The sequence below is a fragment of the Hymenobacter caeli genome, from assembly GCF_013294115.1.
Lineage (GTDB): Bacteria > Bacteroidota > Bacteroidia > Cytophagales > Hymenobacteraceae > Hymenobacter > Hymenobacter caeli.
Genome location: NZ_JABSNP010000017.1, coordinates 1 through 12,673 on the forward strand (window position 1 = coordinate 1; position 12,673 = coordinate 12,673).

Below are 12,673 nucleotides of genomic sequence, written 5' to 3' on the forward strand. Positions count from 1 at the left end.
GCGGCATTCGGCCCTCGGTTATCTCGCCCCCAACCACTTCGAAACCCATTTTCAAACTACGTCCCAACTCTGTGCGGCTTAGCTAGACCACCTCATCCTGCTATACGCCACGCAGGGCGGTACCCAGCAAAGCGACACACCTAGTAGCGCCAAGCAGCCGCTCACCAGGGGCATTTCGACGGCGCTCAGCTCATACTCCCAAGGACTAAACAAGCAGCTAGGCACCTCGGGAGCGTTTTTTGCTCCCAAAACCAAGATGCGCCTAGTGACCGGCCTAGAAGAGAATTATCCGCGCACCTGCCTGCACTACCTACACCAAAACCCTCTGCGCGCCGGTCTGGTCACCCAGCTAGCCGCGTGGCCCTACTCCTCTTACCGCGACTACGCCGGCCAGCGCGCCGGCACACTTTGTAACCAAGACCTGGCCCGCGAGCTACTTGACTTGCCACTCGACTACGCCGCCTTTGAAACCGAATCAGCCCGCGCCATCGACCCCGATAATGTAAAAGGCTGGCACTAGCCCCGGTCCGCCGGCGTGAGCCGGCCGACCGGTTGTCGTTGCATTCGTGAAGTGGTCGTCGCAGATGACAGCCAAAAATGCAGGCTTAACAAAGTCAGCAATGACAGCCGGTCGGCCGGCTAGCGCCGGCGGACCGGAGCGGCTGGCGCGGTCGGCGCTTCATCGTCAAACAACATCCGCACCGAGGGAGTGTAGGCGTCGTCGTACTGCCCGCTGCGCACCGCCCACAGAAAGGCCGCCAGAAACGTGAGGGCCACTAGTAAACTGAGGCCAATCAGCAGAAAGATAATAGTCATAAAATCAACATTATAAGTGGTAGTGTCGGGCCGCCCAGCGCACCAGCAAAGTAGCCATCACCATCACGCTGAGCGAGCTGAGGGGCATGAGAATAGCCGACGCGATGGGCGTAAAATGCCCCTGCACGGCCAGCGTTAGCCCTACGGCGTTGTAGCATAGCGAAAGTGCAAACGTGGCCAGCACCGCCCGCAGGCAGGCCCGCGAGAAGCCCAGAAACGTGGCCAGTCTCCCTAGCTCGCCAGCCTCCAGAATGGCGTCGCAGGCGGGCGAGAAGTTGGTGAGCGTGTCAGTGAGGGCGATGCCCGCGTCGGCGGCGCGCAGGGCCCCGGCGTCGTTCAGGCCGTCGCCCACCATGACCACGGTGTGGCCCAGGGCGCGCTCGGCGGCGACGTAGGCGAGCTTATCGGCGGGCGACTGGCCGAAGCGCAGCTCCGCCGCTGGGCCGAGTAGGGCGCGCAGCCGGAGTCGCTCGGCGTCGGTATCGCCCGAGAGTACGGCCAAGCGGTAGCGCTTGCCCAAGGCTGCCAGCACGGCCGGCAGGGCCGGGCGGTACACATTGCAAAAGGTGAAGTGGCCGGCCGGCTCCCCATCCAACGCCACGTAAACGCTGGTTTCGGGGGCTAGCACCGGTCCGCCGGCGCTAGCCGGCCGACCGGTTGTCGTTGCTGACTGCAGGGCCGGCGATGTAGCTGTTTGGGCTGAAAGCAGAAGCAAATTCCCGGGAACAGGTACCCTTGCCGACAACAACGGCAATCGTTCTGATGCCCGCAACGACAACCGGTCGGCCGGCTGCGCCGGCGGACCGGCGGGCGTCCCCACAAATACGGCCGACCCTAGCCGCAGCGCTTGCCCACTGGCGGCCGTGGCGTGCAAGCCCCGGCCGGGGTATTCCTGACAAGTAGCCAGGGGCAGGGCTTCGGTGGCCAGCTCGCGGGCCAGGCGCTGGCTGAGGGGGTGCGTGGACTGCGCCGCCGCGGTGGCAATAAGCTGTTTTTCAACTAATAACAACGGCCGGCCGTGGTACTGCACGGCCGACTGCGTAGGGTCGGTGAGGGTGCCGGTTTTGTCGAATACCAGCGTGTCGGTCCGGGCCAGAGTTTCGACGACGGCGGCGTTTTTGAGGTAGAGCTTGTGGCGGCCCAGCACCCGCAGCGCTGCCCCCAGGGCGAAGGGCGTGGCCAGCGACAGCGCGCACGGGCAGGCAATAACCAGCACCGACGTGAAGGCCCGCCACATGGTGGCCTGGTCGCGGGGGCCCCAGTAGGCCAGCGTGCCGGCGGCCAGCAGTAGCGTGAGAGCCACGAAGTAGCGGCCGGCGTGGTTGGCATAGGTTTCGAGGGTGGGGCCGGCGGCGTCTTTGGTGAAGGCAGGATTGTTCCAGAGCTGGGTGAGGTAGCCCTGCGACACGCCGCGCACCACTTCCAACTCCAGGGCCCCGCCCAGCTGCCGGCCGCCAGCGTACACCAGGTCGCCGGCGGCGCGGGCTACCGGGGTGCTTTCGCCCGACACGAAGGAGTAGTCGATTTGGCCCGCGCCGCGCAGCAGCACGGCATCGGCCGGAATCACCTCCTGGTGCCGCACCCGGATGCGGTGACCCACCGCCAGCTCCTGCACCGAAATGGACTGCTCGCCGGCCGGCGTGAGGCGCGTCACGGCCACCGGAAAGTAGGCCGTGTAGTCGCGGTCGAAGCGCAGCGCGTCGTAGGTGCGCTGCTGCACCCACTTGCCAATCAGCATGAAAAACACCAGCCCCGTAAACGAGTCGAAGTAGCCCGGCCCGCGCCCCGTCAGCACCTCAAACGTGCTGACGCTGAACAGCGAAGCCAACCCCAGGCTGATGGGGAAATCGAGGTTGATGTGGCGCTGCCGCAGCCCCTGCCCGGCCGAACGGAAAAACCCGCGGGCGCTGTACAGCAGCACCGGCAGCGCCAGCGCCAAACTCAGGTACCCAAAAAACCGCCCGAACCCGGCCTGCAATTCCTCCACGAACGAGAAGTACTCGGGCAGGGCCAGCAGCATCACGTTGCCGAAGGCGAAGGCCGCCAGCCCCAGCTGGTAGTACAAGGTATGGCTGGCGCGGTGCGGCTGCGCGCCCAGCTCGGCCAACGTAATCTGCGGCTCGTAGCCCACCGAGGCCAGCAGCTGCACCACCTCGGGCAGGCTGATGTCGGCCAGTAAGTAGGTGATGGTGATTTCCTTACGCAAAAACTGCACCCGCGCCTCCACCACGCCGGCGTGCAGCCGGGGCAGGTGCTCGAGCAGCCAGATGCAGGAGGTGCAGTGCATCTGGGGTACATGCAGCGTGAGGCGGCCCCGCTCGGCCGAGCGGAACGAGAGCAGCTGCGCCTGCACGGCCTCCGAAGCCAGGTAGTCAAAGCGGCCGGGTAGCTCTACTGCCTTTATTTTCAGGCCCGGCTGCTCGCCCAGCGCGTAGTAGGTACAGAGCTGGCTGGCACTGAGCAGCTCATACACGGTGCGGCAGCCGGCGCAGCAAAACGGCAGCTCGGCCAGCCGCAGCGGCTCGGCTGGGCAGGCATCGCCGCAGTGGGCGCAGGCCAGGTCAGTGGCGGGTGATTCGAGGAGGACGGGCACGGGCGGACACAGGGGGGTAGGGCCGCAAAGCTCCGGCCGCCGCTGCGCGGGAGCCATGATGCGCGTCAGGCCCGCGCTTGATTGTGGTTGGCGCGTGGCCGCCGAGCGCCCAGAGTAGCATTTACCTGATTAAAATCAGGTAAACGCTTGCTTTTTGTCAAGGCTGCACGCGGGGGGAAAGCCGAATTTTGTCCTTTGCACCCGCAGGTGTGCGCCTGGTCCGGTCCGCCGGCGCAAGCCGGCCGACCGGTTGTCGTTGCTGGCGTTCGGCTGGCGTTGAAATCAATTGCTTATGACATAACTATCGTTTAATCAAGTATTTATTATTTAAGCAATCTAAAGCAACGACAACCGATATAAGCAACGACAACCGGTCGGCCGGCTTGCGCCGGCGGACCGGAGCGAGCGTATCTTTTCAAATTCAAGTTATACATTGTCAATAACTTACTCTGCACCAGCCGCCGCCAACAGGCTGGTCACGAGCGCGTCGCTCTCAGGCCAGCCGGGTTGCCTCCACAGCTCGATGCCCTCGCGCACCAGCACGCAGGCGGGCAGCTGCGCCACGGCAAAGCTGCGCACCACGGCCGCGTGCGTAGCCTCGTCGAGGCGCAGCACCCGCACGGCGGGGCCCAGCCGGCGCTGGAGGTCGTCGAGCTGGGCAGGGGTGGGTAGCTGGCCGGCCCGGCCGGCCGGCACCAGCACCAGCAGCACGGCGGGCGCCAGCAGGTCGGGCGGGGGTAGGGCAAAGGACATGGGCGGCGGAAAGTCGGACTGGGTAGCAAAAGTATTTCGGCCCGCCCCGCCCGGCCATGATGCCTGATAGACCGCCGCTTGATAGTCATCAACTCGCACGCCCCACGCCAGCTGCGCCGGTCCGCCGGCGCCAGCCGGCCGACCGGTTGTCGTTGCTGATGTTGGTTTATTCAGCGACTTTATTCAATGACAACCGGTCGGCCGGCTGAAAAAGCCGGCGGACCGGGGCGGCCGATTTGCTTAACCACGTTTTTTTTCTATGCTCAGCGACCCTTTTAGCAGCGCCGCCGCCGACGTGCTCATCACCCAGGCCCCCGATTTTGTCGGCATCTACGACGTGGCCCAGGGCTGGTTTATTCGGGTCAATCCGGCGGGGGTGCGGCTGCTGGGCTACCCTTCGGAGGAAGCTTTTTTGAGCGACCCGGCGCGGGTGCTGCCTACCCCCGCCGTGCCGCCCGCCCGCTGGGCGCACCTGCGCGAGCTGGCCCGGCGCACGGGGCCCCAGGCCCTGGAGGCCGAGGTGGGCCGGCGCCAGGGCCCGTCGTTCTGGGGGCGCGTCGAGCTCACGGCTTTTCAAGTGAAAGGCGCTGACTACCTGTTGGTTCGCCTCAGCGAGCAGGGGCGCTTGCAGCAGGCCGAGCGCGAGCTGGCCCAAAGCGTGCGGCGCTTCGAGGCCGTGTTCACGCACGCCACCATCGGCATCGTGGTGTGCGACGAGCGGGGCCGCATCGTGTCGGCCAACCAGCTGGCCCACCAGCTTTTTGGCTACGCGGCCGGCGCGCTCGAAGGCCAGCTCATCGAGCTGCTGGTGCCCCAGGCGGCTGGCCGCCACCACGAAAACCTGCGCCGGTCGTTCGCGGCCCGCCCGGAGGTGCGCACCATGGGGGCCCACCGCGGCGAGCTCCAGGGCCTGCGCCGGGATGGCTCGGCGTTCCCGGTCGAAATCAGCCTGAGCTATTTTCACCTCGATGAGGAGCTGTACGTCGTGTCGTATATCCTCGACATTACTTACAAAAAAGAATTTGAGCAGCAGCTTATTGCCGGTAGCCAGCGCGTGGCCGCCCTCAACGCCGACCTGGAGCAGCGCGTGACCGAGCGCACCCACGCGCTGATGAACACCCTGGAGCAACTCCAGCTGCGCAAAAACGAGCTGGCCAAGGCCCTGGACGCCGAGCGCGAGCTAGGCGAGCTCAAATCGCGCTTCGTGAGCATGGCCTCGCACGAGTTTCGCACGCCGCTCACGGCCGTGCTCACCTCAGCCGCGCTCATTGCCGAATACCCGGCCACCGAGCAGCAGGACAAGCGCCTGCGCCACATCGAGCGCATCCGCACGTCGGTGACGCATTTGAACGATATCCTGGAGGAATTTCTGTCGGTAGGGCGCATTGAGGAGGGCAAAATTGAGGCCCACCCGGCCCGCCTCGACCTGCCCGCGCTGCTACGCGACGTGGTGGCCGACGTGCAAATCTTACGCAAGCCCGGCCAGCGCATCGAGCAAACCACCGACTGCCCGGAGCCCCTGTGGCTTGACCCCTCGCTGCTGCGCAAAATCCTGGTCAACCTGCTCTCCAACGCCCTCAAGTACTCGGGCGAAAACTCGGTGGTGGCGGTGCAAGCCGCCTGCCAGGCGGGCGCGCTCACGCTCACCGTGGCCGACCAGGGGGTCGGGATTTCGGAAGAAGACCAGGCGCACCTGTTCGAGCGGTTTTTCCGGGCCCGCAACGTCACCAACGTGCCCGGCACCGGCCTGGGCCTCTACATCATTGCCCGCTACCTGGAGCTGCTGCACGGCCACATTGCTCTGCAAAGCGCACTGGACCAGGGCACTATCGTCACTATTACCGTTCCGTATGAAAACCATCCTGCTGATTGAGGACAACGATTTCATCCGCGAAAACACCGCCGAGATTCTGGAGCTCACCGGCTACACCGTGCGCACCGCCGCCGACGGCCAGGCCGGCGTGACCCAGGCCCTGGCCGAGCGCCCCGACCTCGTGCTGTGCGACATCATGATGCCCGTGCTCGACGGCTACGGCGTGCTGCACATCTTCAACCAGAACCCGCGCCTGGCGGGCGTGCCCTTCATCTTCCTCACCGCCCGCACCGAGCGCGCCGACCTGCGCCGCGGCATGGCCCTGGGCGCCGACGACTACCTCACCAAGCCCTTCGAAAAGAGCGACTTGCTGAGCGCAGTGAGCGGCCGCCTCAGCCGCTTCCAGCACCTGCAGCCCGCCTACGACCTGCGCGCCAACGGCCTGCCCGAGTTCCTGGCCGATGCCCGGCAAGCAGGTAGCCTGGCCGGCCTCTCGGCCGACCGCCGGCCCCACGCCGTGCCCCGCAAGCAGATTATTTACGCCGAAGGCGACGAGGCCACCCGGCTCTACTTCGTGCAGGCCGGCCGGGTCAAAATCAGCAAAGCCACCGCCGCCGGCAAGGAGCTGATAACGGGCATTTGCGCCGCCGGCGAGTTTTTTGGCTACCGGGCCCTGCTGGCCGGCTCGCCCCATCACGACGCGGCCGTGGCCCTCGACGACGCCACGCTGCGCTACATTCCAGCCGATGATTTTGCTCAATTGCTGCTGCGCAACCCCGAGGTGAGCCAGCAGTTCGTGCGGATGCTCGCCGGCCGCCTCGACCAGCAGGATGCGCAGCTGCTGGACCTGGCCTACGGCTCGCTACGCAAGCGCGTGGCCGACAGTCTCTTGCACCTGCACGCGCAGCAGCTCATCCTTTCCCCCGCCGACCCGCTCATCCAGCTGGCCCGCGAGGACATGGCCGCCCTCATCGGCACCACGCCCGAGTCGTTGAGCCGCGTCCTGAGTGAATTCCGTCAGGATGAGAGCATCGAGCTGACGCCTAAGTTTATCAAGGTGCTACAGCCCGATAAGCTGCGCCACAGCAACTGGTGAGCGGCCGCTTGCGCTGGCGGCCCCTGACCAGACTCGGACGGTGTTGGCCGAGTGGAAAGTCCGCCTTTTTACGGAGCTGTTTCCGGGCCGCAGCATCGTGCCCAAAACCCTAATTCTTGCCAAGAGCAGCCACCACGACTTGGGTAACCTCAACCCATACCCCGCCGATACCACGGGTGCCTTCTACCGCTCCCAGATTACGGGCGTGCTTATAATTCCTGGCAAAAAAGCCCTTTGCATTGCCCTGGCCGGCCGCTGGGTACCCCAAACCTGCGGCACAGCGCCCAACGGATGGCCGCCGCCGTGCGCAAGATGTTCAAAACCCGCAAGCCGCAGGAACGCAACTTCGGCGAAGTAGCAACGCGGGCAGGCTGCCCGAAACAGCAAACGCAGCGACCAGGGCATCGCCCGCGCCGCCCGCGCCGCCTAGCTGCTCATCACTTGGGAAAACGGCGTTCCGAGGATTCACTGGCAAGCGGAGGGGCGGCTGGATGACTTCAAGTAAAGGGGGCGGCGCTAGCCGCGCTGTTGGCCGTGGGCGCCTACGCGCCGTCCAAGCCAGTCGCTCAATAAAGCAACCAGCAGGCCCACCACACTGGGGTGGTCTAGCTGAAACGGCTAGCGAGAAGTCTTGACTTCCGCTGCCCATGAACGAAAAACCGAATCCTGGTGGGTTGCCCACCACTCGCAAGAAATACACGCCGGCCTTCAAAGCGGAATGCGTGCGCCAAGTGGCCGCCGGTGCCCGCCAAACCGATGTGGCCCGCGCCCAAGGCGTTTCGCCGGCCTTGCTGGGCCGATGGCAGCGCCAGGCGCTGGAACGGGCCATGCCCAGCAGCGACGAGCGGGGGGAAGTCAAGCGGCTACGGGCGGAGCTTAGGCGCGTGGAAACGGAGCGCGATATTTTAAAAAAAAGTCGTGACCATCTTTGCGCAACCGCCTCAGTCGTGAGCCGCTACGCCTCCATCCGCGCCTGCACCGAGCCGTGGCCCGTGCGGCTGCTCTGCCGCCTGCTGGACGTGAGGGCGGCCGGTTACTACCAATGGCGCCAGCGCCCGAACCGGCCGGCCGCGGCATGGCAAGCCGCCGCACAAGCCGCTTTTACCCGCCACGCCCGCCGCTATTGAGGTGGTCTAGTTAAGCCGCACAAAGTAGGGACGTGGTTTGAAAATGGGTTTTGGAGAGATTTGGAAGATTGATAGCCGAGGGCGGAATGCCGCCGTTCGGCATTGCAATAGGCTGGGTAGTGCCTGGTTTCCAGGCGCGCTTCGGGAAGGTCACGGAAGCTGCTGCCGTCGAGCAGTTCGGTTTTGAGCCGACTCCAAAACGATTCGGCGGGGGCGTTGTCGTAGCCGTTGCCGCGCCGGCTCATGCTTTGTACGGCCTCGTGGCGGGCAGGTAAGCTCTTGAAGTTGGTAGCCGAGTCCTGGCTGCCTTGGTCGGAATGGACCACTGGCCCACCTGTTGGCTGGCGTACGGCCAGGGCGCGGCGCACAAGGCCCCGCTGACCAGGTCTTCGGGCACGGACCCGCGCACGTCCCAGCCCACCACCTTGCGGGAGTAGCGGTCGAGCCAGGTGGCTAGGTAGCGCCAGCCGCCGCCTTGCCTGGGCCGGCAGGTGATGTCGCCGACCCAGACTTGGTTCGGGGCCGTGGGGGCGTCCTGCTCGGCCCGCTTGAGCTGGGCCCGCAGTTGGCGGACTTCGGGGTCGCGAGCCACTTCCACGCTGCCCACTTCGGCCACGAGTCGCGCTTGTTGCCGCCGGTAGAGCAGCTTGGGGCTGATGCCCAACTGCTGGGCCGCCGCTTGCGTGCTGCGGCCCTCGGAGGCTAGTGTAGCGCTTCCGCCTTAAAGGCGTCGCCGTATTTGCGCCGCTTATCAGGCGTCTTTCTGCCCTTTTCTGCGCCCATGACTCAGGAAATATACGTCCTGCCTCTGTGCGCTTAGTCTAGGCCACCTCAAAGTCCCGTTTCGTGGATTGATCTTGAAACCACGGGTTCGCTCGCCCGAGGCGACCAGTGCGGGAAAGAACGGCCGTAAAATGACCACCTGTACCCTACGCTGTACCCCAAGTATAAAAAAAGCCGCCCCCTTAACTTATGGGGGGCGGCTTTTTTTAGTGGTCGCGCTAGGAATCGAACCTAGATCAAGAGCTTCGGAAACTCTCATACTATCCGTTGTACGACGCGACCGGGTCGGGATAGGACTGCAAAAGTAGCCGCAAAACCCCCGACAGCCAAACCGCCCGGGCAAATTGCCGGCCGGGCCTCCGCCAATTCGCCACAACCTTGGGAGGCAAAAGGCAGTTAGCTACCCGTTAAACTGCCCCAATACTTATCCCATCCCATGGAATCCACCAAGAAGAATCTTTACACGGCCGACGCTACGGCCGTGGGCGGCCGCAGCGGCCACGTCCGTTCCGCCACCGGCACCGTGGACCTCGACATGAGCGTCCCCGAAGGGCTGGGCGGCAAGAAGGGTGCCACCAACCCCGAAGAGCTGTTTGCCGCCGGCTACGCGTCGTGCTTCCAGCAGGCGCTGCTCGTCATCGCCCAGCGCGCCGGCGACAAGCTCGACCCCGCCACCGAAGTGAAGTGCGGCGTGACCCTGTTCCAGGACGGCGAGGCCTACGGCCTGTCGGCGGTGCTCGACATCGACCTGAAGTCGTTCGACCACGATAAAACAGTGGAAATGGTGCGCCAGGCCCACAAAATTTGCCCGTATTCGGTGGGCACCCGCGGCAACATGGAAGTGGAGCTGAAAGTGCAGGGCGAAGCCATTCCCGTGGCCCCGGAGGAAAACGCCGGCGTGGCCGAAAAAAGCGCCGTGGCCGCGTAAAGCCTTTTAAGCATAGAAAAGGCCCGCCTGAACGTTCAAGCGGGCCTTTTTGCGTCTGTACGGCCTGTAGCTTGGACTGGTAGTCCGAGCGCGAGCGTAGCGAGCAGGCGGGACCGGACGATTACACGCGCCAGATGTTCGCTGCGCTCGCGCTCGGACTACCAGTTCAAGCTACAGGAAGCTCCTTAGCTAAACCCCAGCACCGGATGCGGCTGGTAGGGCTCCTCCAGGCGCTTGATTTCCTCGGCGCTGAGCTTCACTGCCAGAGACGCCACGGCGTCTTCGAGGTGGCCGGGCTTGCTGGCCCCCACAATGGGCGCGGTGATGCCGGGCTGGGCCAGCACCCAGGCCAGGGCAATTTGGGCGTTGGGCAGGCCGCGGGCCCCGGCAACTTCCGTCACCCGGTCGGCCACCGCGAAGTCATCGTCGCGGCCGTAAAGGCCTTTGCCGAAGGCGTCGGTTTCGGCCCGCTTGGTTTCGTTGCGGGCCTTGCCGCGGCCGCCCGTGAGCAGCCCCCGCGCCAGCGGCGACCACGGGATGACGGCGATTTTCTGGTCCTGGCACAGCGGCAGCATCTCGCGCTCCTCCTCGCGGTATACGAGGTTGTAGTGCGGCTGCATGCTCACGAAGCGCGTCCAGTTGTGCTTATCGGCCAGGTACAGCGACTGGGCAAACTGCCAGGCGTGCATCGACGAGGCCCCGATGTAGCGGGCTTTACCGGCCTTCACCACGTCGTGCAGGGCCTCCAGGGTTTCCTCGATGGGCGTGTGGTAGTCCCAGCGGTGAATCTGGTACAGGTCCACATAGTCGGTGCCCAGGCGCTGCAAGCTGGCGTCGATGGCCTGCATGATGTGCTTGCGCGAGAGGCCCTTGTCGTTCGGCCCGGGGCCCATCGGGTTGAACACTTTGGTGGCCAGCACCACCTCGTCGCGCTTAGCAAAGTCGCGCAGGGCCCGGCCCACCACTTCTTCGCTGGCCCCGTTGCTGTACACGTCGGCCGTGTCGAAGAAGTTGATGCCCAGCTCCAGCGCTTTCTGAATGAACGGGCGGCTGGCGGCTTCGTCCAGGGCCCAGGGCCAGCGCTCGGTGGGCGTGCCGTAGGTCATGGTGCCCAGGCAAATTTTGGAAACTTGAAGGCCAGTGTTTCCCAAGCGGGTGAATTCCATAGTAAAACGGGAGAGGTGAATGAATTATAGCTAACAGGAGAACGTCATGCTGAACGCAGTGAAGCATCTCTACCGCGGCAGTGAACCCAATCGATTAGATTACTGCCGCGGTAGAGAGCTTCACTGCGTTCAGCATGACGTCCTAATCATCTTACTTAAAAAGCCCGCCTGGGTTACCAGACGGGCTTTTCTAAATTTGAACAACAGCAAAAATTACGCTTCGGCCAGCACTTCTTTTACGCGGGCGGCGGCGTCTTTCAGCAGCGTGGCCGACCGCACTTGCAGGCCGCTTTCATCGATGATGCGGGCCCCTTCTTCGGCGTTGGTGCCTTGCAGGCGCACGATGATGGGCACGCGGATGTCGCCGATTTTCTTGTAGGCCTCCACCACGCCGTTGGCCACCCGGTCGCAGCGCACGATGCCGCCGAAGATGTTGATCAGGATGGCCTTCACGTTCGGGTCCTTCAGGATGATGCGGAAGCCGGCTTCCACCGTCTGGGCGTTGGCTCCACCCCCGACGTCGAGGAAGTTGGCCGGCTCGCCGCCGCTCAGCTTGATGATGTCCATCGTGGCCATGGCCAGGCCCGCGCCGTTCACCATGCAGCCCACGTTGCCGTCGAGCTTCACGTAGTTCAGGTTCGAGGCCGAAGCCTCCACTTCCAAAGGGTCTTCCTCGTTGAGGTCGCGCAGGGCGGCGAACTCTTTGTGGCGGTAGAGGGCGTTGTCGTCCAGGGTCACCTTGGCGTCCACGGCCAGGATTTTGTTGTCCGACGTTTTCAGCACCGGGTTAATCTCGAACATGGCCGAGTCGGTTTCGTCGTAGGCCTTGTAGAGGGCCGTCACGAACTTCACCATGTCCTTGTGCGCGTCGCCGGAGAGGCCCAGGCCGAAGGCAATCTTGCGGGCCTGGAAGCCTTGCAGGCCCACGGCGGGGTCGATGAATTCCTTGTGGATTTTCTCGGGGTGCGACTCGGCCACCTCCTCGATGTCCACGCCGCCCTCGGTGGTGTAGATGATGACGTTCTTGCCGCTGGTGCGGTCCAGCACCACGCTCATGTAGAACTCCTGGGTGGGGCTTTCGCCGGGGTAGTACACGTCCTGGGCCACGAGCACCTTGTGCACCAGGCGGCCTTCGGGGCCCGTTTGCTTGGTGACGAGCTGCATGCCGAGGATGTTGCCGGCAATTTCTTTCACCTGGTCGAGGTTTTTGGCCAGCTTCACGCCGCCCCCTTTGCCCCGGCCCCCGGCGTGGATTTGCGCCTTGATGACGTACCAGCTGGTGCCGGTGTCGGCGGTCAGCTTTTTGGCGGCTTCCACGGCCTCTTCGGCCGTGTCGGCCGTGAGGCCTTCCTGGACGCGGACGCCGTACTTCTTCAGAATTTCTTTGCCCTGATACTCGTGGATGTTCATGCGGGGAGGTAGGGGTTGGTTTACGTGCGGCGAAGGTACGGCGGGCGGCCGCAAGGTGGGGGCAATTTTTCGGGCCCCGGGGCGGTGGCCCCGGGGCCCCTGCGCCGCACCGGGGCCCCGCTTTTCTGCGTATGTAGGCCGGCGGCGGGCCCATCCGTACCCGGCGGCTACCTTTGTTACTTCCCAGG

General features: G+C 64.6%; 12 protein-coding genes and 1 tRNA gene. 5 read left to right on the top strand and 8 right to left on the bottom strand.

Annotation, left to right across the window (positions count from 1 at the left end; all coding sequences use genetic code 11):
* Positions 1-256: 256 nt before the first annotated feature.
* Entirely contained in the window at positions 257-520 is a 264-nt protein-coding gene (locus tag HNP98_RS16150) for a hypothetical protein (protein ID WP_173811206.1), read from the top strand.
* Positions 521-639: 119 nt separating this feature from the next.
* Here HNP98_RS16150 and ccoS read toward each other — a convergent pair whose 3' ends face one another.
* The 3 genes from ccoS to HNP98_RS16165 all read right to left on the bottom strand — a co-directional run bounded on the left by ccoS (position 640) and on the right by HNP98_RS16165 (position 4,162).
* Positions 640-816 carry a cbb3-type cytochrome oxidase assembly protein CcoS gene (gene ccoS / locus HNP98_RS16155; protein ID WP_173811207.1) on the bottom strand — a complete coding sequence of 59 codons (177 nt, stop codon included), beginning with the start codon at positions 814-816 and terminating at the stop codon, positions 640-642.
* A gap of 10 nt (positions 817-826) precedes the next feature.
* Positions 827-3,409, bottom strand: a complete 2,583-nt coding sequence (locus HNP98_RS16160) for a heavy metal translocating P-type ATPase (RefSeq protein ID WP_173811208.1) — start codon at positions 3,407-3,409, stop codon at positions 827-829.
* 444 nt (positions 3,410-3,853) lie between these two features.
* Positions 3,854-4,162: a thioredoxin gene (locus HNP98_RS16165; protein ID WP_173811209.1), complete on the bottom strand. Its 309-nt coding sequence runs from the start codon at positions 4,160-4,162 to the stop codon at positions 3,854-3,856.
* Positions 4,163-4,421: 259 nt separating this feature from the next.
* On the opposite strand from HNP98_RS16165, the gene HNP98_RS16170 reads away from it, so the two are divergent.
* The 3 genes from HNP98_RS16170 to HNP98_RS16180 all read left to right on the top strand — a co-directional run bounded on the left by HNP98_RS16170 (position 4,422) and on the right by HNP98_RS16180 (position 8,198).
* Complete coding sequence (locus tag HNP98_RS16170) at positions 4,422-6,035, top strand: sensor histidine kinase (RefSeq protein ID WP_173811210.1); 1,614 nt, start codon at positions 4,422-4,424, stop codon at positions 6,033-6,035.
* Positions 6,013-7,071, top strand: coding sequence for a response regulator (locus HNP98_RS16175; protein WP_173811211.1), 1,059 nt, complete (start codon positions 6,013-6,015; stop codon positions 7,069-7,071). The genes HNP98_RS16170 and HNP98_RS16175 overlap by 23 nt, the downstream gene beginning before the upstream one ends.
* A 647-nt stretch (positions 7,072-7,718) precedes the next feature.
* Positions 7,719-8,198: a transposase gene (locus tag HNP98_RS16180; protein WP_173811212.1), complete on the top strand. Its 480-nt coding sequence runs from the start codon at positions 7,719-7,721 to the stop codon at positions 8,196-8,198.
* On the opposite strand, the gene HNP98_RS22490 is transcribed toward HNP98_RS16180, so the two are convergent.
* The 3 genes from HNP98_RS22490 to HNP98_RS16195 form a co-directional block, all read right to left on the bottom strand.
* Positions 8,192-8,443 (bottom strand): integrase core domain-containing protein, encoded by a 252-nt coding sequence (locus tag HNP98_RS22490; protein WP_173811213.1) that lies wholly within the window; start codon positions 8,441-8,443, stop codon positions 8,192-8,194. The two genes, HNP98_RS16180 and HNP98_RS22490, sit on opposite strands and share 7 nt — an antisense overlap.
* Positions 8,440-8,862, bottom strand: a complete 423-nt coding sequence (locus tag HNP98_RS16190) for a DDE-type integrase/transposase/recombinase (RefSeq protein ID WP_173811214.1) — start codon at positions 8,860-8,862, stop codon at positions 8,440-8,442. The genes HNP98_RS22490 and HNP98_RS16190 overlap by 4 nt, the downstream gene beginning before the upstream one ends.
* A 329-nt stretch (positions 8,863-9,191) precedes the next feature.
* Positions 9,192-9,263, bottom strand: a tRNA-Arg gene (locus HNP98_RS16195).
* Between the two features lie 154 nt (positions 9,264-9,417).
* Here HNP98_RS16195 and HNP98_RS16200 point away from each other — a divergent pair.
* Positions 9,418-9,909 carry an Ohr family peroxiredoxin gene (locus tag HNP98_RS16200; protein ID WP_173811215.1) on the top strand — a complete coding sequence of 164 codons (492 nt, stop codon included), beginning with the start codon at positions 9,418-9,420 and terminating at the stop codon, positions 9,907-9,909.
* A gap of 185 nt (positions 9,910-10,094) precedes the next feature.
* Here HNP98_RS16200 and HNP98_RS16205 read toward each other — a convergent pair whose 3' ends face one another.
* Positions 10,095-11,075 (bottom strand): aldo/keto reductase, encoded by a 981-nt coding sequence (locus HNP98_RS16205; RefSeq protein WP_173811216.1) that lies wholly within the window; start codon positions 11,073-11,075, stop codon positions 10,095-10,097.
* A 213-nt stretch (positions 11,076-11,288) separates the two neighbouring features.
* Positions 11,289-12,485: an ADP-forming succinate--CoA ligase subunit beta gene (sucC, locus tag HNP98_RS16210; protein WP_173811217.1), complete on the bottom strand. Its 1,197-nt coding sequence runs from the start codon at positions 12,483-12,485 to the stop codon at positions 11,289-11,291.
* Positions 12,486-12,673 lie beyond the last annotated feature (188 nt).

Excerpts from the sequence above, each read along its gene's own strand:
- HNP98_RS16150 (WP_173811206.1), top strand. The coding sequence starts at position 257 with ATGCGCCTAGTGACCGGCCTAGAAGAGAATTATCCGCGCACCTGCCTG.
- ccoS (WP_173811207.1), bottom strand. The coding sequence starts at position 816 with ATGACTATTATCTTTCTGCTGATTGGCCTCAGTTTACTAGTGGCCCTC.
- HNP98_RS16165 (WP_173811209.1), bottom strand. The coding sequence starts at position 4,162 with ATGTCCTTTGCCCTACCCCCGCCCGACCTGCTGGCGCCCGCCGTGCTG.
- HNP98_RS16170 (WP_173811210.1), top strand. The coding sequence starts at position 4,422 with ATGCTCAGCGACCCTTTTAGCAGCGCCGCCGCCGACGTGCTCATCACC.
- HNP98_RS16175 (WP_173811211.1), top strand. The coding sequence starts at position 6,013 with ATGAAAACCATCCTGCTGATTGAGGACAACGATTTCATCCGCGAAAAC.
- HNP98_RS16180 (WP_173811212.1), top strand. The coding sequence starts at position 7,719 with ATGAACGAAAAACCGAATCCTGGTGGGTTGCCCACCACTCGCAAGAAA.
- HNP98_RS22490 (WP_173811213.1), bottom strand. The coding sequence starts at position 8,443 with ATGAGCCGGCGCGGCAACGGCTACGACAACGCCCCCGCCGAATCGTTT.
- HNP98_RS16200 (WP_173811215.1), top strand. The coding sequence starts at position 9,418 with ATGGAATCCACCAAGAAGAATCTTTACACGGCCGACGCTACGGCCGTG.
- HNP98_RS16205 (WP_173811216.1), bottom strand. The coding sequence starts at position 11,075 with ATGGAATTCACCCGCTTGGGAAACACTGGCCTTCAAGTTTCCAAAATT.
- sucC (WP_173811217.1), bottom strand. The coding sequence starts at position 12,485 with ATGAACATCCACGAGTATCAGGGCAAAGAAATTCTGAAGAAGTACGGC.